The organism is Phyllobacterium sp. SYP-B3895 (assembly GCF_009647635.1).
GTDB lineage: Bacteria > Pseudomonadota > Alphaproteobacteria > Rhizobiales > Rhizobiaceae > Phyllobacterium > Phyllobacterium pellucidum.
Genome location: NZ_WJIG01000002.1, coordinates 1,237,110 through 1,258,671, shown reverse-complemented (window position 1 = coordinate 1,258,671; position 21,562 = coordinate 1,237,110). Strand labels below are relative to the sequence as shown.

Sequence of the window (21,562 nt, the reverse complement as noted above, 5' to 3'; positions counted from 1 at the left end):
ATGGCTTTTCACCATCATGCGCAACATCTTTCTCACCGATTACCGAAAGCGCGACCGGGAGACGACGGGATTTACGACGGATATTGCGGATTACCAAGGCGCACAAGCTGCGCCTCAAGAATGGAAATTCGTGCGCAGGATGTGCAGGCGGCCCTCCACAGACTTCCAACTGAACAGCGCATCGCCATCGTCCTATGTTGCGTGCTTGGGCACAGTTACCAGGAAGCAGCAGAAATCTGCTGTTGTGAAATAGGGACGATCAAAAGCCGGATTGGTCGTGGCAAACTCGCACTGTTGTCGTTGCTTGGCGAAGAGAGCCGACTATCGGTCCTCGAAACCGATTATCGTTCTTCGACTACAGCAGCAATCAACGCTTTTGCCTAGCATACACGGAAATGAAAATGGGTTCGGAAAAGACGGGGGCGCAACTCCGAGCCCTTGGGCTTGATGCGGGGATCAAGCAGATGCTGCTATGGTTCCAACAGGCAAAAAAACGGCGATGGCCTACGATTGTTCCAGCCCTAGCCGTCTTTTTTACGATTTGGCCGTTTCTCATCTCGAATACTCCGTCATAGCCACCCTGGACAATGAACGAATCTTCGAGTTCCCGCCACGTTCCCAGCGCCGTTTCGCAGACGCTGCAATGGATCATCGTCGCATAGGTCACGATCTTCGGAATACGCAGTAAATCGTTCCGCAAAGGGGCCAGGTCAACTCGAAGCGGCAGCAAGCTCGCAGTCCGCCAGACGTATACTACTGTAAATTACTACCAAACCAGCTCCGCCGGCGTCATCCTGCTGATTACGCGGAAACAAATGCCCGGAAAGGCAGTATCGGGCTTTGCCACCGTCGCGTGAATGATCGAAGACAGCTTTATACTTTTCACAGGCCCGACGCGCATAAAATGCCGCCGGGAACAGAGACGCGTGCGCGGCATGTGGCTCAAATCGCCATTGTAAGCTCCATCACCGCGTTTTGCGTCGAACTTGTCCTTTCAGCGCCTTGGCCATCCGGCGATGGCCCTTCGAGGGAGTAGAAGCATGAGAACGACACTAAAGAGCATGGCCGCAGCGATAGCTGTTGCCGGTGGCCTTTTGGCTGGCACGGCGGCAGGACACGCGCAGGATGCGAAACCCAATATCCTTTTCATCATGGGAGACGATATTGGCTGGATGCAACCGAGCATCTATCACCGCGGTTTAATGGTTGGAGAAACGCCCAACATCGATCGAATTGGCAATGAAGGCGCCATGTTCACGACCTACTACGCCGAGCAAAGTTGCACGGCAGGACGCAACGCTTTCTTCACCGGAATGCACCCGCTGCGAACGGGCATGATTCCGCCCCAACTGCCTGGAAGTCCGTCTTACCTCAAGCCAGGCACTCCATCGCTTGCGTGGTTCCTGCGCGACCTCGGCTACAACACCGGTGAGTTCGGCAAAAACCACCTTGGCGATCACACGGACGCCTTGCCGACGGCGCACGGTTTCCATGAATTCTGGGGCTATCTCTATCACCTCGATGCCATGCAGGGGGTAAGTTTCCCTGATATCAACAAGACACCGACCGAGCAGACGATAGCTCCGCCTTGCCGGAACACGCCAATCCCTGGCCTTAAGGATGACCCAGCTGCGGTCGATCCGAAAACGACGACATGCTTGATGCCGCCACGACCCGTGCTGGCTTGCAAATCTTCGGATGGCACCGGCGCCAACCAGACCTGCACCGACGAGGGCCCGCTGACGCTGGAGCGCTCGAAGACGGTCGACGAGGAAATATCGAGCCACGTGATCGATTTCCTTGATCGCAACGACCCGAAGAAAACCAACAAGCCGTTCTTCGTCTGGTACAACCCCGCGAGAATGCACATAACCACCGTGCTTTCCGACAAGTATCTCGGGATGGTTGGCGAACCCGGCGGCAAAGACTGGGGTGTAAACGAGGCAGGCATGAAGCAGATGGACGACAACATCGGCTACGTGCTCAAGAAGCTCGAGGAAATGGGACAACTCGACAATACGATTGTTGCGTTCACCACCGATAATGGTGCCGAAACGATCACCTATCCTGACGGCGGCACCACACCCTTCAAGGGTGGCAAACTATCGACCTGGGAAGGCGGGATGCGGGCGCCGCTCGTTGTGCGCTGGCCCGGCCACATCAAGCCCGGCACGGTGAAAAACGACATATTCGCTTCCCTCGACTGGTTGCCGACTCTCGTTGATATCGCTGGCGGTCCTAAAGGCAATGAACTGAAGAGCGAAATCGAGAAGGGAACATATCCCGGGATTACCAAGACCACGCTCGATGGCGTCAACCAGCGCGACTATCTTGAAGGAACGTCCGACAAGTCGGCCCGCGATACATTTTTCTACTATTCCGGCAAAGACCCGTCAGCCGTCCGCTACAAGAACTGGAAGATGTACTTCGCGATGGTATCGGATGCTCCGCAGGGGTTCCTGACCGGCGTCATTCCGTATAGCTGGACACAGGTCGTCAATATCAAGCGCGACCCGTTCGAAACGTCTGTCGGCGATCAGATCAAGACACTTTTCGGTATGGGCGGCGCAATCTCGGCTCCGGCGACTGCCTACGTCTACGACTGGAACATGCTCCCGATCGGCCAGGCATTGTGGCTCAAGGAACTCCAGAGCTATATCGACTTCCCGCCAATGCAGGACCCGGCGAGCTATAACCTCCAACAGGTGATCCAACAGGTTCAGGCTATGAAGCAAGCGCATCATCCAAGTGAATAACACGAAATAATGCGGACGTCCCCTGGGGCGTCCGCATTCGGCCCCGCCGCTTCGGCTCAATCGACTCTCGCCAGCACACCGACGATGACAAAAAGCGCCGCAAGAATTGGATAAAACTTACTTCAGCCAGCTTTTCCGCCGCCCAATACCGACGGTGTTGCCAAGAATGCTTTAAACGTTTGCAATACCTGCTTTTGCGCGGCCTTTCGACTGGATACGACACCGTTCATTGTACTCGCTCGGAATGGTGAATGCCCGAGCTGGAAGTTGTAATACCAACGGCCATGCAAAGGGCCACCGTACAGACGGTACACGCGACCTATGGCCAAACGAAAAGCAACCCCAACGAATTCATCGGGCCGATTACGCTTGTCGAAATGGATCGGCTGCCAAGTTATGTCATATATTGCCCGCTTTTTCGTCGAAGGTCGGGAAGCGCGATTTTCACCTACTGCCCTACGTTGTCTATTGATCGCCATTTAAAGCGCTCCCATCGTGGGCCATGGCGTCTTCTCGCACGCTGCCGAGCCAATTCCCGCTCGCGATTCGTAGCATACCAGGCGTTTTACTGCTCCAGAGATTTCTCAAAATTCGCTTTCACCGGGATCGCAATCCACTTACGCTTCCGGGGCGCCAATGCTGTGGCTGTTATCGGGGAACTGCTCGGCCAGGAATACCATCGGGTCGCGCCGGAGGACATTGCAAATGGCGATCAGCGTGCTGACGGCCAGCCGGGTCTCGCCCCGTTCATATTTTTGGATTTGCGTCCTGGAAACGCCGAGGGCCGCGCCTAGACCGCTCTGGCTTATTCCGGCGGCCACGCGCAAAGCCTTGAGTTTTCGGCCAAGCTCCTGCTCAATACGGTCGTCCCGGTCAGCGGCCATCGTCAATCCCCCTCTTGTTCGCGTCGCATCCGATGCTTCTGCTTTCGCTGCTGCCTGTAGGCCCTGCCGTTTTCTATCAATCATTTTCTGCTGATAAGCGCGGCGCCGCTCAGGGTTTTCGTCGTGCCACTTGCGTATGCGCTCGATCTCCTTGGCCTTCTGTTCTGGCGATAGCGGATTTTTGGCACGCCACTGCCTCATCCTCGCGGCGTTTTTCGCTTTGCGAAGGGCGGTTTTTTCGTCAGCACTTTTGCTCATGTCTTCCTGCCCTCTACCGGTTCTGCGAAGATGATCCTATTCTTCTCCATCCCGCTTGTGCTCACCGCAATACCATTCCAGTCCAAATCGCTTTTCAAATCCAAATGAGCCCCACGATCTACAACCAGGATGCATGCAATAGTGCTCGACGATGGCCGCTGGGGCTTTGTCCACGTTCTGCGGGTAACTAGGCTTTGGCGGTCCTATCTCAGACATCGGTTTTCTTCATAAAAGCCAAGCAAGAAAAACGCCCAACACAATGCCGACAAGGACCAGCGAGGTACCTGTTCGTCTGCCGAACTTGGCAAGCCTCTTCGAACGACATAACGCGAAGCGCGTCAGCCGCGTTCTTCTCAAGATCGTTTAACTCAAAGTGCTGATTGGTCTCGTTTTGCTCGCGCTTAAAGCAATGAGGGCTGCTCTTCTTCGGCAACCGGTTGAGGCAGCAGGATCAACTGCTCGTCGGGCAGCGGACGCTGCAGTTTCAGCGCCTCTTCGGCCGGAGCATTCATCCATACGTCGATTTCATCAGTACTGGTCAGAATAACCGGCATTGCCTTTGGGTGAATGGGCGCAACGATGCTATTGGGTTTAGTGGTAAGGAAGGCGAAGATATCAGCTTGGATCGGACCTTCCTTCTTCTTGCGGACGCTGTACCAACTCGTCCAGATGCCGGCGAACCAGAAGAGTGGCTTATCATGATCGAGCGCGAACCAGTGGATGGGCTTTTTCTTGGTAACAGGATCGGCCACCTCGCCATATTCCGAAAAGCTGGTGGCAGGAACTACGCAGCGGCTTTCCGGTCCCATCCATCGTCGCCAGTGAGAGGACGTGGGATTGCGGATGTTGGTCACGCCGCTATCGACCTCGGATTTCAGGTATTGCTTGGGTGTCGGCATGCCCCAGCGGGCGAGGGCAAGCTCGCGTTCACCGTCGGCGTTCGTGCGGCCGATCGGTGCGTGGTAGTCGGGGAAATATCGATCTGCGGCGTCAAGCGGTTGGTAAGGTCGTGGATCGGCAGGAAAAGCTGCCGCATCGCTTCAAACGTCGTCGTGGCGTTATAGAGATTGCACATTTGACCCAAGATAGTTGCTGCACCGCGCCTTACAAGTCCCACGTTTGGCGCTCATTATACTTGACTCGCAGTGGGAATATGTTCTTATTTCGTTCTCATGACAAGGACAATCAAGAATCTCGGGCAGGCGGCTCGTCACGGCATGTTCGTGCGAGTGACCTGCCGGAAATGCGATAAGGTCGCCACCTTCACTTCCTCAGACCTGACGGCCGTCCACGGCCACGGCAAAACGTTCTGGAATTTGACCTTTCGCTGTCGCGACTGCAATTCCATAGACTGCGAAGTGATGCCCTACGAAGATCAGTCAAGCACAGACCAGAAGCGCGTCATCTTGCGTCCGGCGAAGGAATGAAGAGCGATGCGTGACGATCCGTGCGACGATAGACAACCGGTATGCGACTGAAAGCGAATTGGCGCAAACGCGACAGGTTCCAACTTCGCGTCGGCAGCGAATGTATTTTTGGGGGCATGAGAGGCCAGAGCAGGGGCCAATAGTTGCGGCCGGCGTCAGCCTATCCAGCGGGCCACGCTGCGTCGCATCGGGTGGAAGTTCTTCCGCTCGGAGGCTGATGGCTTCGTCAATTGCAGCATTATCAAGTATGTCAGCATACCGAAATGTTCTTTGGCCGCTTTGGCATGGACCGCAACTAGGTCCTCGTAGATTTCGTCGATGATGGGGCGGTTGTTTCCATTCATACCTCAGAGCGTGCCCTGCGGTGGTTAAGAAAGTGTGACGCTGAAGTTTTCTAAACAACAGCCCGCCGCCGGTGGGAGGCGCATCGAAGATGGGCTTTGCTTTACCGACCGCGGACGCCACCGCCCCGAATGTGAAGATTGCAAGGACGATCAGCGCGGCGATGATGATCAAATCTTTTGTGTGCAGCGGATCAGGATGCATGCCATTTCCATTCGGCGATGAGTCTTGTTCTGATGAAATTACCCTCATTGAGGATATTTGTTTGGACCAATGAGGTCTGGCGGGTGAAAAGAAGCATTGGCTCCGCCAGACCTCGCTCGCTTGTGCGAGAGCTCTCCTTCATCGGGAGGTGAGAAAAGGGCCATTCCACCTAAAGGGCTATTTGAAACGGTGCAACGACCACCGGCAAGAGCGCCGGCAGCCATAAGCATATTCAAGGGACGGCGACGCTCAATTAAGCAATTCGTTTTAAATATGGGAATATCCACGCGATATTTGAACGCCGGTTGCCCCGGAAGGCTTTCCAGTGGTCTGCCAAGGACCGCCCGCAAAAAACCCCTTCAGCCCGATTAACCTGACCCATCGCACTTGGATCAACGGTGCAACATTCAGAAGGTTAGCCCGAGATTCTGTGATATAAGACGGGAAAGGGCTGCTACTTGTTGGGGGACAAGGGATGAGCGTAATCACAAACCGTTTGCCGGCGAATGAGGTGCCAACGCTCCCGACCGATACTGAGATTCTCGCACAACTTGAGCGTATTCGATCGAGCCTCGATTTTGATGTGCCGCAGCGTTCTCGCAGGGTTCTCTCTTATGTTGTTGAGGAGACAATCGCGGGCCGTGCTGACCGCATTAAAGGCTACTCGATTGCCACCGAAGTCTTGGGGCGGGACGCAACCTTTGACGCGAGATTGGACCCTTTGGTCCGCATACAGGCAGGTATCATCAGGCGTGGCATCGAACATTACTATCTTGCTTCCGGCCGTGACGATCCGATCATCATCACCATGCCGAGAGGTGGTTATGTGCCCATCTTCTCGCAAACATGTCGTGCGGCACCTCCCGTCGAAGTTCGATCTCCTTCGCGCCTGTCACAGAAGCCCCTTTCGAAGCACGAGCCGCCCCGCAAGTGGCTAGTTTTTCCTGTTATCGCGGTTATTGGCCTCGCAGTGTCTGCCGGCGGATACCTGATCTGCTCGCATGCCGGCTTTTCCGGCGAGACCACTGTCGCGAGGGGATCAGGGCCTCTTGTTCCTCGATTGCTCGTCGAACCGTTTGGTGACCTTTCGGGAACACAGCGCTCTGCAAAGATAGCGAAGGGATTGACTGACGAAGTCATCATTCAACTCGCGAAATTCAAGGAAATTACCGTAGTGCCAGGACACTCACCTACGATCGACGATGCACAACCAACCTTTATGCTGAAAGGAAGTGTCCGCATCGAGGGCGACAGGCTTCGGCTAAGCACGCGTCTTGTGAATCGTGCCGATGGCTCCATTTTTTGGACAAATAGCTACGAGAACGATATCCAACGTCAGGGCTTGTTTCAGCTTCAAGCCGACATCGCTAGTCCAATGGCTACGGCGCTGGCGCAACGCTACGGTACAGTTGTTCAAAGCGATGAAGCTCACCTCGCACCATCACCGCCGGACGAGTAGCCAGGACTACATATTGTAGCAAGCCGAAGTGATTTATCAGATGATGAAATTTGCCCGCCGCCGGTTATCCGGTTGGCGGGCTTTTTTGCGTTTTATGGCCGCTTTGCCCGAGATGTTACTCGATAACCTCGCGAGCCATTTCGAACCCTTTTGCCGAACCATCGCCTTGGTTCTGTTCCAGCATTTGGAGAGCAAACTCGTATACCTCACGCTCCTACTGATCAGATAGGAGATTCTTTCGCTTCAAATAGAAGACGAGCGCTGCACGGATGGCCGACGTGATAGGGCAACGGACGTGGCTGACATCACGGCAGGATCATCGCTCATCGTCTGGTCGCTTTACGCTTTTCCCCATTTTGGATCGGGCTTCCCAGGATTTCGAATCAACAGAATTCTTACGGTGTACGCTGCGCTCGTTCCTATTTGGGCGAGCGCCATCCTTATGCGTGATGCTGCATGGTAAAAAAGCTTGGCGAACTTGGGCCTGTCATTCACTGAGCCACCAGGTTTGGAAGCTCTTGAGTTTTTGTTACAGCCGGAGGGTTCCACTTACCAATCAACACTTCGGATTTCGGAGCGTACATGCGCATCAGCAAGTTAAACGGCGTCTTGGGCGCTGGCAGCCAGTTGGGTTCCTTGTCCTTTCCCGGGTTCTCGTTTTGGATATAAAGGTCGAGGGAGCCATCGGCATTGTATTCAAATGGCATCCAGCTACTGACCGCAAAGCGGTTCAAGCTGTTTCCGACCTGAAAACCTTCGGTATCGTAAAGGGTGATTGACCAGAAGGCATTGACCGGGGGCATGGCGCCCTTCTCAAAAGTTAACGTGTATTTGTTTGACCCATCAAGAGGTTTGCCTGATTCATCGGCTAGATTCATGGGGTAAATGGCATCCTCCGGTACATTCGCACCCAGGCCTTGCTGCGCGAGAATAGCGCGCTTCAAATAATAATTGCCATATACACCCACGGTGTCTGTGTTCATGGCCCAGCCATTCGCCACCCTGGCCAAGGTCGGCAGCTTCCATAACATCAGCCTCTGGGCATCGTGCGGTGCACTTTCCAACGCTTTTCGAATGACCGGATCAAGCTTGCTCATGTCAAAACTTTTGCCCCGCTCAATTCCAATCTTCTTCATCTGCGCGAGGATGGGTTCATCGGTAATGTGGGGAGGTTCGACCTTGAGCAATTCGGCCGCATAAGCGAAGTATTTATCGGCCGCCATAGCGTCAACCTGGGTCTTCGGCGGGGTCTTCATGTCGATGCTCGGGTCGATTTTCACCTCAACCGGCTTCGGGGTCTTGCCCCATTCCGACAGTAACGTGACTTTATACCCCGCTTGAATTTTGTGAACCGCGTCGTAGTCCGGGGGGCCGTCCGTTTTGGTCCGACCAATGACCCAGACGTGCGGAGTCGGCGCATCAATGCGCTGAGTGCCCGGCGGCAGTTTGAACTCATCGATGAACTTGTCGCGCAAATCCGGCCTCCAGCCCGGGGGCGTCACCAGAAAATTGCCCGCTTGCGTACCGGTCGTCCGCCAACCGGGCGAAGCGAAAGCATCCGTCCACATATCCAGCATCGGCAAGAGATAGTAACGCCCCTCGGTGTCCGGGGCAGTGATGACTACCGGCTCTTTCGTCATGTCCAGCCACGCGACGGAGTAGAGCGTATCGAAGTTGGAGCGGACAACGCCCTTGAAATCAGCGGGCGGATATGCCGGAATGTTGGTGAACATATTCATGGGGCCTTTGCCAAATACCTCGCCCGGCTCGACATTGGTGAACGTCGTACGGGATAGGTCCATCGACAACAGCGGGTAGAAATAAATGTAGGCGTCGACCGCAATTGCGTGCGCCTCCTCCTCGGTGAGTGCCGGGCTTGAGCTTTGAGCCATAGCCCCATGCGCTTGAGTTGCGCCTAAAAGAAGACCCAAGCATAATGCAGTCGCCATCCTGTTCATGTCGTCCTCCGGTCTGCGACCCCGCTTGCTTTGATAAAATCGGCGCGGTCGTGGCTGGCTCGCGAAAACTAACGGCCTATCCGATGAAGATGCGGAGAATTAACCTCATCTTCGTCCGAACTCGGGATCAATCGACGCTCGGTTTGGCAATTAAGAATATTAGTAAGCAAAACGGCATTTTATGCGAGCGCGCTTACCGCCGATTTTCGTTAATCAATCGGCGAAAACAAGTACGTAACTGTAACAAGCCGTTAAGGACAGGATCGACGCTCGGCAAGCATGTTGGTTGCTGTAGTCACGGGATTAGTTGCGCCCAAGCTTAATAAACGCGAGGCTTGGCCTCATTGCGTCTTGGAAGAATACCTTCGGCCAAGCCCCGCCGGGGGCGGGATACTTGGCGGAATTGTTCCATCCAGAGCAAACCCGTCCTTATAAAGTGCCAAGGAACACCTATCACCGCAGTGCGTTGAACTAGATGGACAACAGAAAAATCCGATGACCGTTCATTCACCCAAAGTTCCGCTCGACCACCCCGAGCGGGCTCTCGCCCGGGACGAAGCAATGGAGGCTCGCTTTGTTGATTTGGTGGAGTCGAAGGGGGAATTAATGTTGCTCTATCATGAGTCGATCGCGGCCGGCTGGGAGCAGGACGAGGTGTCACTCGGCATTACCAATCTACTGGCGGGGCGGTCAACAATTGAGCTCAGGCGGATCGAAGATAACGAAGCCAGAAACGCGTAAGCAGTCGTGTGCAACAGTTTACGCCGAAACGACAGCGGACACTGCCTAGCTTACAACACCATGATCCGTTCGCGACCGGCCGCCAGCGCCGCGAGGCGGTTGATGTCGTGTTCACCGGTGTTGAAAAGCCGCATTATCTCGCCGGCCAAACGGGCAGCGTGGCAGTCCGTGCTCATACTGCGTTGGAGGTCAAATGATGCGATCCCATGCGCTGACTCCATGATGTGCCAGTCCTCCTCGGGGTAGGCTTCGTTTGCAATGCACGTAAGGCGCTGCAAGAGCATGAGAAGTCCTTCTGGTTGTTAGTGGGTCATGCGGGTTCATTGGCCCATGGGACAAGCTTCAGCGCTTTACTGCGGTCGTCGGCCTGTCCAGCTCGAGCGCGTTCCGTTTCGGCAGCGATTGCGGCGATGATGACGGGGTCGCGATGACCCAGATCAAACAGGCGGAATACCTGCTTGGCCAAGCGTTCGGCACAAGGGTGGGTTTTCGGAGACCGGTCTAATGTCTTAGAAGCGGCATCGTGAGCAGATTGCAGCACAAACCAGTCATCGGGAAGAATGATTTGCGGGCTGGTGTGGATTTGGTGGGCGGGCATCATGTCCGTCTCCTCGCTAATGTTAGGCGGGAGCACAAACTCTCAAGCGTCAGTGGCCATTTCGTGCCTGACGACCTGAGGATTGTCTGCCGGTAGACCATGAGAGTCAATCACCCATGCTTGACCCAAGCCGGGGTCTACATTTTGTTTTGAATTCGCTCCAGCCGCCCACTGCGTAGCTGAGCGCCGTCATCGTAGCAGACAACGTTAAACCGACTTGGTCGCGTCAATAATGCGGGTATCATGTGCCTCGCTTTATCGCTTTTTGCAAAAGTGTCTCGACCGAACGTAATTGCTCTCGATGCATCGCTAGTTGGGTGGTGTCAGCAACTGCGACGATTGCGGCAAAGACCTCATCTTCGGCCCATCCGGCAGCCACGGCCTCTCCGAAGAGTTCAAGCAACCTATCCTCGATCGCCCTCTGGCAGTCGCTCAATCGATCCTTGTGGCCGGCCGGCTTGCGTGGTCTTTCAATCGCCATTTGAAGTGCTCCCGTTGTCAGCGACAGTACGGCGTCTTCTCTCGCGCTGTCGGGCCAATTCCCGCTCCCGATTCTTAGCATACCAGGCGTTTTGCTGCGCCAGATATTTCTCTGGGTTGGCTTTACGCCATTGTTTTACCCGCTCTGCTTCCTTGGCTTTCTTTTCGGGGGAAAGAGGGTTCTTGGCACGCCACTTCCTCATCTTCTCGGCATTCTTGGCTTTGCGAAGGGCCGCTTTTTCGTCGATACTTTTGCTCATGTCTTCCTGCGAATGCGCTCTACCCTACCGCTGCGAAGGTCCTCGAGGAGTATTGCATATTCCTGCGGATTATTTTGGCGCAGAAACCCCAAGTGCATCGATCGTTGATCGCTCGGCCACTCCTGCGGGTCGGTCTTGCCCTTTTCGGTTGTCAGAAAGTGAGCGAAGCGCTGCTCGACCCATCCGATCGGTCCTGGCGGCTCAAGCAAGACTTGCTCGACGCGTCACCAATCTGCATGTTGATAGACCAAAGAGGCTGGCTTCCCGCATCCTGGCTTCGAAAGATGCGTGCGATAGTGATGTTACTATCGACTACAGCGCAAAAGTCGTGGCTCAACTCATCGCCACCGATGACTGTACGTTTCCAGGTGATGTGCATTCTGCTAGCCTAATCGCGGCACTAGGAATTGCAAATGCTCGACGTCCGCGATAAGCCTTACAGCCGGCGAAAAAGTTTTACGCTGGTCCGCTAAGTAATTGATATGATTATGGGCAGTTCGGGCGGGTTTTACAGTATAAGTTGTTGAATATGCACTGATCGGCCCAGCTTCCCAAGCTGAATACGAGGGTTCGATTCCCTTCACCCGCTCCATCAATCTTTTCAATGACTTAACTGATATTTTACGATGCCGTTTCTACGCTGGTAGCCGACCACAAGACACCTCATCGAGGCAGTGAGTAACTGTTCTGAACCGTGTTCAATGATCGGCCTTGAAGGAAATCAAGCGGTCGAAAGGCATTGGACGGGAGATAAGCCAGCCTTGTCCACAACAGTGGGGGCTCGCAGATGCAAAAAAGCTATACTGCGCCTCAGTTTCGATCCCCTCGACGACAACTCCAAGTCCTAGTGACTTTGCCATCCCCAGGATTTGCGGCACGATCGAGACCTTCACAGACTCGGTGCCTACGCTGTTCGTAAAGGCTCGATCCAGCTTTATGACATTGACCTTGAGTTCCTGGAGGTGTGCGAGGCTGGAATAGCCGGTGCCAAAATCATCGAGGTAAACAGGATGACCCAGTTGTTGCAGCCGTGCGATGGCTGGAACGGCGATATCCAGGTGTGCGGTGGAACGTTCGGTCAACTCCAGTCCGATTTGATTTCGATGAATGCCAAACAGGCTAATGGTCTGGTCGAGTGTCGCGTAGAAGTTGGGATCGCTCAGATCCGACGCGACGATGTTGACTGTGATGACGAAATCCCGATGCTCGCTGAGCAAAAGCTTGGCAGTCCTGCCTACCTCCTTGAGCACATAGGTGGTAATCTCGCCGGCCGTTCCATGAGCCTCCGCTTCGGCCACAAAAATGTCGGGTGGAATGTTGTTGCCCTGACGATCTGTCCAACGCACCAGCGCCTCAGCCGAAACCATGCGGCCTGACCGTAGGTCCACAATGGGTTGAAACATCAAGGATAATTCATTCGAGCGCAACGCATCCTTCAATCGCGCTGCCAAGGGCTTTTGCGTTCGGTAGAGCAGGAAGCCCACCAGAGTTACAAATCCACCGAGCAGAAATCCGAATGCACCAAAGCCAAGAATGAACGTCGATTGCCGCGCTATGGCTTCGCGCTTGTTTAACGCCGCCACACTGCAAAGAAAATATACCTTCGAACAATCAATCTGGATGATATCCGTAGCAGTGTCAGTAGAAGTATCCTTACGCGCCACCAAGATACTCTCATCGACCACGGGCTGGCCCCATGATCGCAATACATGGCCCTTTTCGGGATCGATGATGGCGACGGAGTAGCGATAGGGGTAACGAACCAAGTCCAAAAATGCGGAAGGATCGGTCACCACATTTGCATTGCCGGCCTCTATCACCAATGCAGTAACCCCATCTGCCAATCGGAGCGATGCGTTCCCCCAAATTTTGTGACCGTCGGCCGTGATGATATCCGGTGGCGGGTTGACGAAGGGCGGCGTTACGACGCCCAGATAGCTCGAGCACATAAGCTTCTGATCGTTCACCCTCCCGACATCTTTGATATAGTGTGCGGTGAAAGCGACTCTTCTCATATTATCGAGGTCAGTCGACCCGCATGGCTCACCTTCAACATGGTTTGCTTCGGCAAGCGCGTTGTTTGTTTCAAGGGCGATCCCCTCAGCCCTCTTGAGCAGATTGCTGGCGTATTCGGCGACATCGGATTGGGCGAGGGAGAGCGCAATACTTCGCGCTCCCATCATCGCGAGTGCGGTTGTCGCCGCGCCCGCAAGCAAGCACGCGGTGATGGCTGATTTGTCAAGAAGTCGAACTATGTACTTCATGCCCATCCGATCACAGTGCTGAGCAATTTTGTGAACACTCTACCACGCCAGCCATTTAGCTTGCCGCCGTAGAGAGACATATCTACTCGGTCAGGACCGAGATAGACTAATACGCCTATCACTTCCCGGTAACCAGCAGTTCCCAACGCTCCTCGGGAGGGGGGCTCCACACTTCACTGAGCGTTCTCCTGAATGCCGCCGCCACTGGCCCGCTAATAGGAGGGTTCGATTCCTTTCACCCGCTCCAAAAATCCTGAATGGCCGGTCAGCCGCGCGCCGCCGTCGAATTGCGCACCACCAGCGATGCTTCCAGCAATTCGTCGTTGATGGGAAGCGGACTGGTACCGGTTGTCAGCGCCACGGCGCGCGCGGCAATCTGTTCGACGGGCTGGCGGATCGTCGTCAGGCGCGGCGTGATGAGTTCGGCCAGCGGAATATCGTCGAAGCCGACGACGGAAATATCCTGCGGCACTTTTAGGTCGAGATCGTTTGCGGCGCGCATCAGACCGATCGCCTGCTGGTCGCTGGCCGTTGCAATGGCGGTAGGGCGCTCGCCCGGTGCCCGGTCGAGCAGCATGCGGCCCAGTGTTTCGCCGGATGCATAGTCGAAATAGCCCTCGAGAATTTCCGGCGTCACCCCCTCGGCGGCAAGGGCGTCGACGAAGCCGTTGCGCCGCTCGCGTGAAACGGGCGCTTCGGGAGGGCCAGCAATATAGGCGATGCGCCGGTGGCCAAGGGCCAGAAGATGCCGTGCGGCAAGGCCGGCGCCGGCGGCATGATCGACAGAGATCAACGGATAGCCCGCAAAGCGCCGGTCCACCGCAACAGTTGCCACATTGCTCTTCCAGCCCTCCGAAGCGCCAAACTGGGTCGGAACCACTATCAGCCCGGTCGGATAGCTCTTCAACAAGCTTTCGATCTGGTTCAGCTCGATCCTGGGGTCTTCATTGGTAATCGACAGCAGCACCGAAAATCCCGAACGTGACGCGATCGCCTCGACATGCTTGGCAAGCTCGGCAAAGAACGGGTTGGTAATATCGGGGATGACCAGGCCGATCATATCGGTGCGGCTGCGGCGCAGGCCGCGCGCAACGCCGCTCGGTCGAAAGTTGAGTTCGCGAATAGCTTCGGTGACCTTCTCGCGCAGGGCCGTGCCGACGGTCTCGTTATTGGCAAGAACCCGCGACACCGTGCCGACCGAAACATTGGCGCGTGCCGCAACGTCCTTGATGTTCACCACTTTCGCGTGCGTCTTGTGTCTGGTCCTGTCGGGCGCCTCGGGTGCACTCATGCTTTGGTCAGTCTTTCGCGGTATTTGTCGAGTATCACGGCGAGGATTATTACAAATCCGGTTATCATCTGTCGCATAAAATCACTGAGGCCAAGCAGAATAAGCCCATTGGCGAGAACGCCGATAATGCAGGCGCCGAGCAGCGTTCCAACGACGCTGCCGCGCCCGCCGCTGAGGCTCGTCCCGCCGATGATGACGGCGGCAATCGCATTGAGTTCGAAGCCGATGCCGATGATCGGGCTCGCGATATTGAGGCGGGCCATATAGATGATCGCGCCGATGCCGACCAGGCCCCCGCAGATAGTGAAAGCGGCAATCTTGTAGAAAAAGATATTGTGGCCGGCGAGCCGTGCCGCTTCTTCATTGTTGCCGATACCATAGAGCACGCGGCCAAAGACGGTTTTCGCCAGCACGAACCAGGCGATGGCGACAAGCAGCAGCGCGATCAGGAAGAGCACCGGCACGCCGTAGATCGTGCGCGAGCCGAAGGCATTGAACGCTGCGGGAAAGGAGTAGATCGTCGATGCGTTCGTTACCTGCAGGGCCGCGCCGCGCGCAATATTGAGTGTGCCGAGCGTGACGATGAAGGACGGTATGGCCCAGTAGGCGCTGATGAAGCCGTTGAAGAGGCCAAAACCAATCCCCGCGATCACAGCGCTGATGACGGCAAGCGTGACGGCGAACGCCGGGTCAAGCCCGGGTAAGGTCATCACGGTGCCTGCGACGACGGCGCAAAATGAGAGCACCGAGCCGACTGAAAGATCGATCCCCCCAATGAGGATGACGAAGGTCATGCCGATCGAAAGGACGAGATTGATCGTCACCTGTGTCAGGATGTTGGTGATATTGCTTGCCGTGAGGAAGTGCTGGGTCGTCACCGAAAAGACGATGATGAGAACGACGAGCGCAAGGCCGATGCCGGCCTCGCGCAGGACCGTCTTCGATACTGCGGCAAAATCGGCTCGCCCGGCAGGGCTGCGGTCGATATCAGTGCTGTCCATGGCGGCGTTCATCCTTATAGGCGAGATTCAATATATGCTCTTCTGAAAAGTCCTTGCGCGCGACTTCGCCGGCAATCCGATGTTTCGACATGACGAGAATGCGGTCGCACAATGTTATCAGTTCCGGCAGTTCCGACGAGACGATGAGAAGGGCGAGACCTTGCTCGGCAAGTCCGCGCAACAGCGCATAGATCTCTGCCTTCGCACCCACGTCGACGCCGCGTGTCGGCTCATCGAGCAGAAGCACCCTGGGCTTGTTGGCCAGCCACTTTGCCAGCACCACCTTTTGCTGGTTGCCGCCGGAAAGCGTGGATGCGGCATCGCGCGGACTTCCATATTTGAGCCGCACCTCGCCGCCGAGCTTTTGGGTCAGGCGGCTTTCCTTGTTCTTGTCGACGAGGCCGAGGCGCGAGACATCTTTCAGGCTCGCCAGCGTCACGTTGGCGGCAATCGGCATGGAAAGGATCAGGCCTTCTTCCTTGCGGTCTTCGGTGACGAAGCCGATGCCGTCCGCGATCGCATCGCCTGGACTGCGGTAGGAACGCGGCGCGCCTTCCCGCTGCAATTCTCCCGAGACGGCGACATCCGCGGCGAAGATCGAGCGCAGGAGTTCGGTGCGCCCGGAGCCGACGAGCCCGGCAATGCCGAGCATTTCGCCATAGTGCAGATCGAAGGATACGCCCTCGGCGTGCGGCGAGGCGGGGTGGCGCAGATTGCGCAATGACAGCGCCGTCTTGCCGCCGGTATCGACGGTCTTTTCAGCTGCCATGGCTGCGGCGAGTTGCCGGCCGACCATGTTGCTGACGAGTTGCTCGGGCGTCGTCGCGGCAATATCGGCGGTCATCACGGAGGCGCCGTTGCGCAGTACCGTTACCCTGTCGCAAATGGCGAAGACTTCCTGCAGATGGTGCGATACGAAAACGATGGCTACGCCCTTTGCCCTGAGGCTGGCGATGATGGTGAAGAGGCGCTGCGTTTCTCGCTCGGTCAGCGTTGCCGTCGGTTCGTCAAGGATAAGGATGCGGCTCTCGCCCATCAACGCCCGGGCGATTTCCACAAGCTGCCGGTGCGCCACGCCGAGCGATTCAACCGGCCGGCGCACGTCGACGTCAGCAAGCCCGATGGCATCGAGCGCCTTGCGGGCCTTGGCATAAAGGCTGGCGTAATCGACCATCCCGAAATGCTTTCGGGGCATGTCTTCAAAACAAATATTCTCGGCAACGGAGAGGTAGGGCAGGAGATTGAACTCCTGATGCACGACCTGAATACCCGCCGATTTCGCGTCGCCGGGCGCGTGCGGATCATAAGGTGTGCCGGCGAGTTCGATCTCACCAGCATCGCGCTGGACGATCCCGCACAGAATCTTGATCAATGTGGATTTGCCGGCGCCATTCTCGCCGACAAGAGCATGGACCTCGCCGGACCGCAGAGCGAAACTGACGCCGTCGAGCGCAACGACCCCGCCAAACCGTTTGCGTACGCCGGAAAGATGAAGCAGGGCTTCGGCGTCCGCGACCGGGCGGATACCGTCAGGCATAGATTGATTGTTTTCCATGTTGGGCCGCCTCTGTCTCCGGCCGCACCCGATCAGGGCGCAGCCGGAGTTCCAGAACTTTTACTTCACGTCGTCCGACGTGACGAGCTTGATATCGGTCTTGACCCAACCCTCGAGCGGCTTGCCGCCCTTGAGCACGCCGAGCGCCTTGTCGACGGCGTTCGCAGCCATTTCCTGGCCGAACTGATCGACGGTGGCGAGCATCTTCTTTTCCTTCAGCAGCGGCTGCACGGCGGGAATATTGTCAAAGCCAACCACTTCGATTTTGCCGGTCTTGCCGGCAGCATCGATTGCCTTGACGACACCGAGAGCCATGGAATCATTGGCTGCCATCACACCCTGGATATCGGGATGCGCCGTCAGCATGTTGGAAAAGAGGGTATTGGCTTCCTCGGTTTCCCAATGTGCGGTGCGAGAATCGAGAAGGTCGAGCTTTCCGGCCTCAACCGAATCCATGAAGCCGAGCTTGCGCTGCGCTGCATTGTCCGCGCCGGGGTTGCCTTCGATGATGACGACCTTGGCGCCCTGGCCGAGCTTCTTGGCGAGAGCATCGCCCGCAAGCTTGGCGCCGCCGCGATTGTCGGGTCCGACGAATGCGAGTGTCAGCCCTGCTTCCTGCTTGGCCTTCTCGTCGAGGGAAACGTCGAAATTGACGACGGTAATGCCGGCGTCGACCGCGCGCTTCAGCGGCGGCACCAAGGCACGCGAGTCGGCGGGGGCGATGACGATCGCATCGACCTTTTCCGTAATGAAGCTTTCGACAGCGTTGATCTGCGTCTCGATATCGGTCTCGGACTGCATGCCGACAGCCTTGAGCGTGTAGTCGCCGCGCTTGGCCTCATGCGCCTTGGCGCCTTCGAGCATGTTCTTGAAGAATTCATTGGCGAGAGACTTCATGACGAGCCCGACGACGGGCTTGTCGTCTGCATGGCTTGCAATGGGAACCATAAGCGTTCCGGCGAGCAGACCGGCAGCAATTATCTTGGAAAATCGCATTATATTCCTCCCAGAATAAGACGTGGTTTCGCCAGGTCCTCCGACAAGGCGATGAAACGTTTCACCGGATTTTCAGCAAAACGATTTCTGTATCGAAATGGGCCATATTGCTTCAAGTTTGTCAATATGAAACGTTTCATTGCTGCAGCGCATCAATTTAACGTCGTGGGTGAGAAGAGTTGCATGGAAGACGGATTGCACGACCGCATCGTAATCGCACAACCCGTTTCTTTCATTTTGCTTGCTATTGCGGCGTCAAGCTTTCCAGTTCCTTCAGGCGTTGCAATGCCGCCTGTTGTCGGAGCGTTCCATAATTGATCGCTCCCGCGTTGAGTGAACTGCCCTGTTGCGACGGAAACTGATCGAAATCGGCAAAGAACTCCTTGATCTTCCCTTGGATAGGCACGAGGAGCCAGATATTGCGCGCGAGGAAGTCCGTGGCGCCGCCGCCTTCATCCATTCCCCGTTCGTAGGGATCCATGCGCAGATTGGCGATGAGGGCCCAAGCCGGCACTTCGCGCGTAGCCGTTGCTATATTGCCGTGACTTGCGATGGCAAAGCTGAGCTTCCAGTCGTTCCACCGGATGGCGTTGAGATTGCCGCCCTGGTCGAAGTAGTAAACGGTGTCACGCGGAGGCTCCTTGGCCTCGCCTTTGAGCAGCGATGTGAGGTCGTAGCCGTCGAGATGCACCTTGAAGTTCTTCGAGCCAGCGTGGAAGCCGGACTTCATTTTGTCCTTGATGTCGGGAATGCCGCCGGCCGCGGCCAATGTCGGCATCCAGTCCATCAAGGTCACTATGTCGTTGACCTGCGTTCCCGGCTTAACGACGCCCGGCCAGCGCACCATCATGGGGATGCGGAAGCCGCCTTCCCAGGTCGTTCCCTTTTCGCCGTGGAACGGCGTCATGGCGCCGTCCGGCCATAGCGCGATTTCGGCGCCGTTGTCGGTCGTATAGAGGACGATCGTATTGTCGCCTATGCCGAGATCGTCGAGTTGCTGCAGCAATTCGCCGACCATGCCGTCATGCTCGACCATGCCGTCCGCGTGAATGCCCTTGCCCGTCTTGCCCAGCGACTCTTTCTTGAGATGGGTAAAGACATGCATCCGCGTGGAGTTGAACCAGACGAAGAACGGCTTGTCGGCCTTGTGCTGGCGGTCGATGAAATCCTTGGCCGCCGACAGGAACTCCTCGTCGATCGTCTCCATGCGCTTCGTGTTCAGGGCGCCGGTATCCTCGATCTTGCCATCGGCGTAGGAGTGGATCACGCCGCGCGGACCGTATTTCTTGCGAAATTCCGGATCCTTCGGATAGAAATAGCCTTCCGGCTCCTCTTCGGCATTCAGATGATAGAGATTGCCGAAGAACAAAACCATGATTGGTCGGCAAATGCTCGTCATGGTCGCCAAGATGGTTCTTGCCGAACTGGCCCGTTGCATAGCCCTGCGTCTTCAACACATCGGCAATGGTCGGCATCCAATCCTGTATGCCATGGGGGTCTCCCGGCATGCCTATTGTCAACAGACCGGTGCGGAAGGGTTCCTGGCCAAGGATGAAGGACGCACGTCCAGCAGTACAGCTTTGCTGGCCGTACGAATCCGTGAAGATCGCGCCCTCGGCAGCGATGCGGTCGATGTTGGGCGTGCGGTAGCCCATGAGGCCCATCGTGTAGGCGCTGATCTGCGGAATGCCGATATCGTCGCCGAATATGACAAGGATGTTCGGGGTCTTGCCGCTTGGCGCCGCAGCCTGCTGGGCACGGGCCGGGTAGACAGACCCTCCTGGTGCCAGCACGGACGTTGCCGCGAGGACTGTGCCTCCCAAGAGCAGATTGCGGCGGCTGACACTGTTGGGACTTGTATCTGTGACTGGTGGGGTATTGTCGATCTCGCCGAGTTTACTCATCGCCGTGGCTCCCTGTTCGAGGATATTCATTCTGGACATGCGGAAATTCGACAGGATATTCGTGACGTACGGGCTGGTGCAATCCAAGTACGTAACGTTACAACCGATGGATGCTTTATGGTTGCGTACCGCGACATGCGATGAAGAGCATGGGTTATTCACCACCTTGAACGCTATCCCGTATCGCCGTATGTCATTGCCAGCGCAGACAAGCATGGACCGGAGAAAACATGTCGGATGGAGTGAACCGTTTCCTGGGCGATACGCCCGCCCGTGTTCTCATAAAGCTCATCATCGTTTCGCTTGTCGTGGGTGTGGTCATGAGCGCATTCGACTGGTCTCCGATGGATATTCTCTACGGCATCGAGAATTTCTTCCGCCGCATCTGGAATCTGGGCTTCGGCGCGATCGAACGCTTCGCAGGCTATTTCCTGCTTGGCGCAGTCGTCGTCATTCCGTGCTTCATCCTGTTGCGGCTTTTGAGCTATCGTCGCTAAAACTGCCAAACAGTGTGGTTGAGCCTTTCGGGGCGCGAAGGAGCCACATTTCACCGATATCGGCTAAACCCGTCGTGAGGAAAGCTCCATGGACGAAACAAAATCGCTAATGCCGCGTCGTCATTTTCTCGGCCTTGCCGCCGGCGCTGCGCTCCTACCGCTTGCCGCATGCCAATCGACGCCACCGCAACCGCGGTTGACCGGCAAGCGCGCGGGCGTTTCGGCTTCAGGCAGCGCCAATCTGCGGGCAATAAGGTCGTCAAGGGGACTCGGTCCGCTTGCTCCGTCGTCCGCATTGGAGCAGGCGGCCTTGCAGCAGGCGGGCTATATGGCGAGCGCCGGACGCATGAGCCACACGACGAGCTGGAACCGGGACTTTGCTTCGCGCATCCGCGGCGCGGGCATTCACGGTCCCGCTGCGGAAAATATCGCCAGGGGCCGGATGGATATGGACCAGGTCTTTGCGCAGTGGATGAATTCACCGCCGCACCGTCGCAATATGCTCGACCCGCAATTCAGCCATTTCGGACTTGCCTACGCTGAATCGGGTGCAGAAAGGTATTGGGCGCTGGTCCTCGGCGTGTAGTCCCCGGGGCGCTGGAATTCATCATCCTTGATATGACTGGTAAACGCCGCGAACCAGTGGCATAGAGCTTGGACAGCCTTTCAGGCTTGCAATCTCGGTGC

General features: G+C 56.4%; 19 protein-coding genes, 1 tRNA gene and 1 pseudogene. 7 read left to right on the top strand and 14 right to left on the bottom strand.

The genetic code is table 11. The features are described from left to right. On the top strand, nt 1–384 hold a 384-nt coding region (locus GF108_RS12600; protein WP_153668190.1), incomplete at its 5' end, for a sigma factor-like helix-turn-helix DNA-binding protein. Nucleotides 385–1,073: 689 nt separating this feature from the next. Beyond that, nucleotides 1,074–2,756, top strand: a complete 1,683-nt coding sequence (locus tag GF108_RS12595) for an arylsulfatase (RefSeq protein WP_370462158.1) — start codon at nt 1,074–1,076, stop codon at nt 2,754–2,756. Nucleotides 2,757–2,878: 122 nt separating this feature from the next. Here the strand turns inward: GF108_RS12595 and GF108_RS12590 are convergent, their stop codons facing one another. The 3 genes from GF108_RS12590 to GF108_RS12580 form a co-directional block, all read right to left on the bottom strand. After that, on the bottom strand, nt 2,879–3,235 hold the full coding sequence (locus GF108_RS12590) for a hypothetical protein (RefSeq protein ID WP_153668189.1): 357 nt from the start codon (nt 3,233–3,235) through the stop codon (nt 2,879–2,881). A 138-nt stretch (nt 3,236–3,373) separates the two neighbouring features. Then, on the bottom strand, nt 3,374–3,898 hold the full coding sequence (locus GF108_RS12585; protein WP_153668188.1) for a helix-turn-helix domain-containing protein: 525 nt from the start codon (nt 3,896–3,898) through the stop codon (nt 3,374–3,376). A 401-nt stretch (nt 3,899–4,299) separates the two neighbouring features. Then, nucleotides 4,300–4,851 (bottom strand): SOS response-associated peptidase family protein, encoded by a 552-nt coding sequence (locus GF108_RS12580; RefSeq protein WP_370462157.1) that lies wholly within the window; start codon nt 4,849–4,851, stop codon nt 4,300–4,302. Nucleotides 4,852–6,346: 1,495 nt separating this feature from the next. Between GF108_RS12580 and GF108_RS12575 the strand changes: the two genes are divergently transcribed. Further along, nucleotides 6,347–7,330 (top strand): hypothetical protein, encoded by a 984-nt coding sequence (locus GF108_RS12575; protein WP_153668187.1) that lies wholly within the window; start codon nt 6,347–6,349, stop codon nt 7,328–7,330. Nucleotides 7,331–7,821: 491 nt separating this feature from the next. Here GF108_RS12575 and GF108_RS12570 read toward each other — a convergent pair whose 3' ends face one another. Then, nucleotides 7,822–9,288 (bottom strand): DUF1254 domain-containing protein, encoded by a 1,467-nt coding sequence (locus GF108_RS12570; RefSeq protein ID WP_153668186.1) that lies wholly within the window; start codon nt 9,286–9,288, stop codon nt 7,822–7,824. A gap of 495 nt (nt 9,289–9,783) precedes the next feature. On the opposite strand from GF108_RS12570, the gene GF108_RS12565 reads away from it, so the two are divergent. After that, nucleotides 9,784–10,029: a hypothetical protein gene (locus GF108_RS12565; RefSeq protein WP_153668185.1), complete on the top strand. Its 246-nt coding sequence runs from the start codon at nt 9,784–9,786 to the stop codon at nt 10,027–10,029. Nucleotides 10,030–10,079: 50 nt separating this feature from the next. Here GF108_RS12565 and GF108_RS12560 read toward each other — a convergent pair whose 3' ends face one another. From GF108_RS12560 to GF108_RS12545, 4 genes are all read right to left on the bottom strand, one after another. After that, nucleotides 10,080–10,313, bottom strand: a complete 234-nt coding sequence (locus GF108_RS12560; RefSeq protein ID WP_153668184.1) for a hypothetical protein — start codon at nt 10,311–10,313, stop codon at nt 10,080–10,082. A gap of 26 nt (nt 10,314–10,339) precedes the next feature. Beyond that, complete coding sequence (locus GF108_RS12555; protein WP_153668183.1) at nt 10,340–10,630, bottom strand: hypothetical protein; 291 nt, start codon at nt 10,628–10,630, stop codon at nt 10,340–10,342. Nucleotides 10,631–10,868: 238 nt separating this feature from the next. Beyond that, the gene (locus GF108_RS12550; RefSeq protein ID WP_153668182.1) at nt 10,869–11,108 is read right to left on the bottom strand and encodes a hypothetical protein; all 240 of its coding nucleotides are present in this window, start codon (nt 11,106–11,108) and stop codon (nt 10,869–10,871) included. Continuing rightward, entirely contained in the window at nt 11,098–11,367 is a 270-nt protein-coding gene (locus GF108_RS12545) for a hypothetical protein (protein WP_153668181.1), read from the bottom strand. The genes GF108_RS12550 and GF108_RS12545 overlap by 11 nt, the downstream gene beginning before the upstream one ends. A gap of 501 nt (nt 11,368–11,868) precedes the next feature. On the opposite strand from GF108_RS12545, the gene GF108_RS12540 reads away from it, so the two are divergent. Next, nucleotides 11,869–11,959, top strand: a tRNA-OTHER gene (locus tag GF108_RS12540). A gap of 106 nt (nt 11,960–12,065) precedes the next feature. On the opposite strand, the gene GF108_RS12535 is transcribed toward GF108_RS12540, so the two are convergent. The 6 genes and pseudogenes from GF108_RS12535 to GF108_RS12510 all read right to left on the bottom strand — a co-directional run bounded on the left by GF108_RS12535 (nt 12,066) and on the right by GF108_RS12510 (nt 20,378). Beyond that, nucleotides 12,066–13,631, bottom strand: coding sequence for an EAL domain-containing protein (locus tag GF108_RS12535; RefSeq protein WP_172982623.1), 1,566 nt, complete (start codon nt 13,629–13,631; stop codon nt 12,066–12,068). Between the two features lie 265 nt (nt 13,632–13,896). After that, on the bottom strand, nt 13,897–14,922 hold the full coding sequence (locus GF108_RS12530; protein WP_153668179.1) for a LacI family DNA-binding transcriptional regulator: 1,026 nt from the start codon (nt 14,920–14,922) through the stop codon (nt 13,897–13,899). Beyond that, complete coding sequence (locus GF108_RS12525; RefSeq protein ID WP_153668178.1) at nt 14,919–15,923, bottom strand: ABC transporter permease; 1,005 nt, start codon at nt 15,921–15,923, stop codon at nt 14,919–14,921. Before GF108_RS12525 ends, GF108_RS12530 begins: the two co-directional genes overlap by 4 nt. Then, nucleotides 15,910–17,478 (bottom strand): sugar ABC transporter ATP-binding protein, encoded by a 1,569-nt coding sequence (locus tag GF108_RS12520; protein ID WP_153668177.1) that lies wholly within the window; start codon nt 17,476–17,478, stop codon nt 15,910–15,912. The genes GF108_RS12525 and GF108_RS12520 overlap by 14 nt, the downstream gene beginning before the upstream one ends. A 60-nt stretch (nt 17,479–17,538) precedes the next feature. Continuing rightward, a complete protein-coding gene (locus GF108_RS12515; protein ID WP_113279783.1) occupies nt 17,539–18,474 on the bottom strand; it encodes a sugar ABC transporter substrate-binding protein in 936 nt (311 codons plus the stop codon). A 244-nt stretch (nt 18,475–18,718) separates the two neighbouring features. Further along, nucleotides 18,719–20,378 (bottom strand): annotated as a pseudogene (locus tag GF108_RS12510) (arylsulfatase). Nucleotides 20,379–20,608: 230 nt separating this feature from the next. On the opposite strand from GF108_RS12510, the gene GF108_RS12505 reads away from it, so the two are divergent. Beyond that, nucleotides 20,609–20,875, top strand: a complete 267-nt coding sequence (locus GF108_RS12505) for a DUF6460 domain-containing protein (protein WP_027230335.1) — start codon at nt 20,609–20,611, stop codon at nt 20,873–20,875. Nucleotides 20,876–20,963: 88 nt separating this feature from the next. After that, nucleotides 20,964–21,461, top strand: a complete 498-nt coding sequence (locus GF108_RS12500; protein WP_153668176.1) for a CAP domain-containing protein — start codon at nt 20,964–20,966, stop codon at nt 21,459–21,461. Nucleotides 21,462–21,562 lie beyond the last annotated feature (101 nt).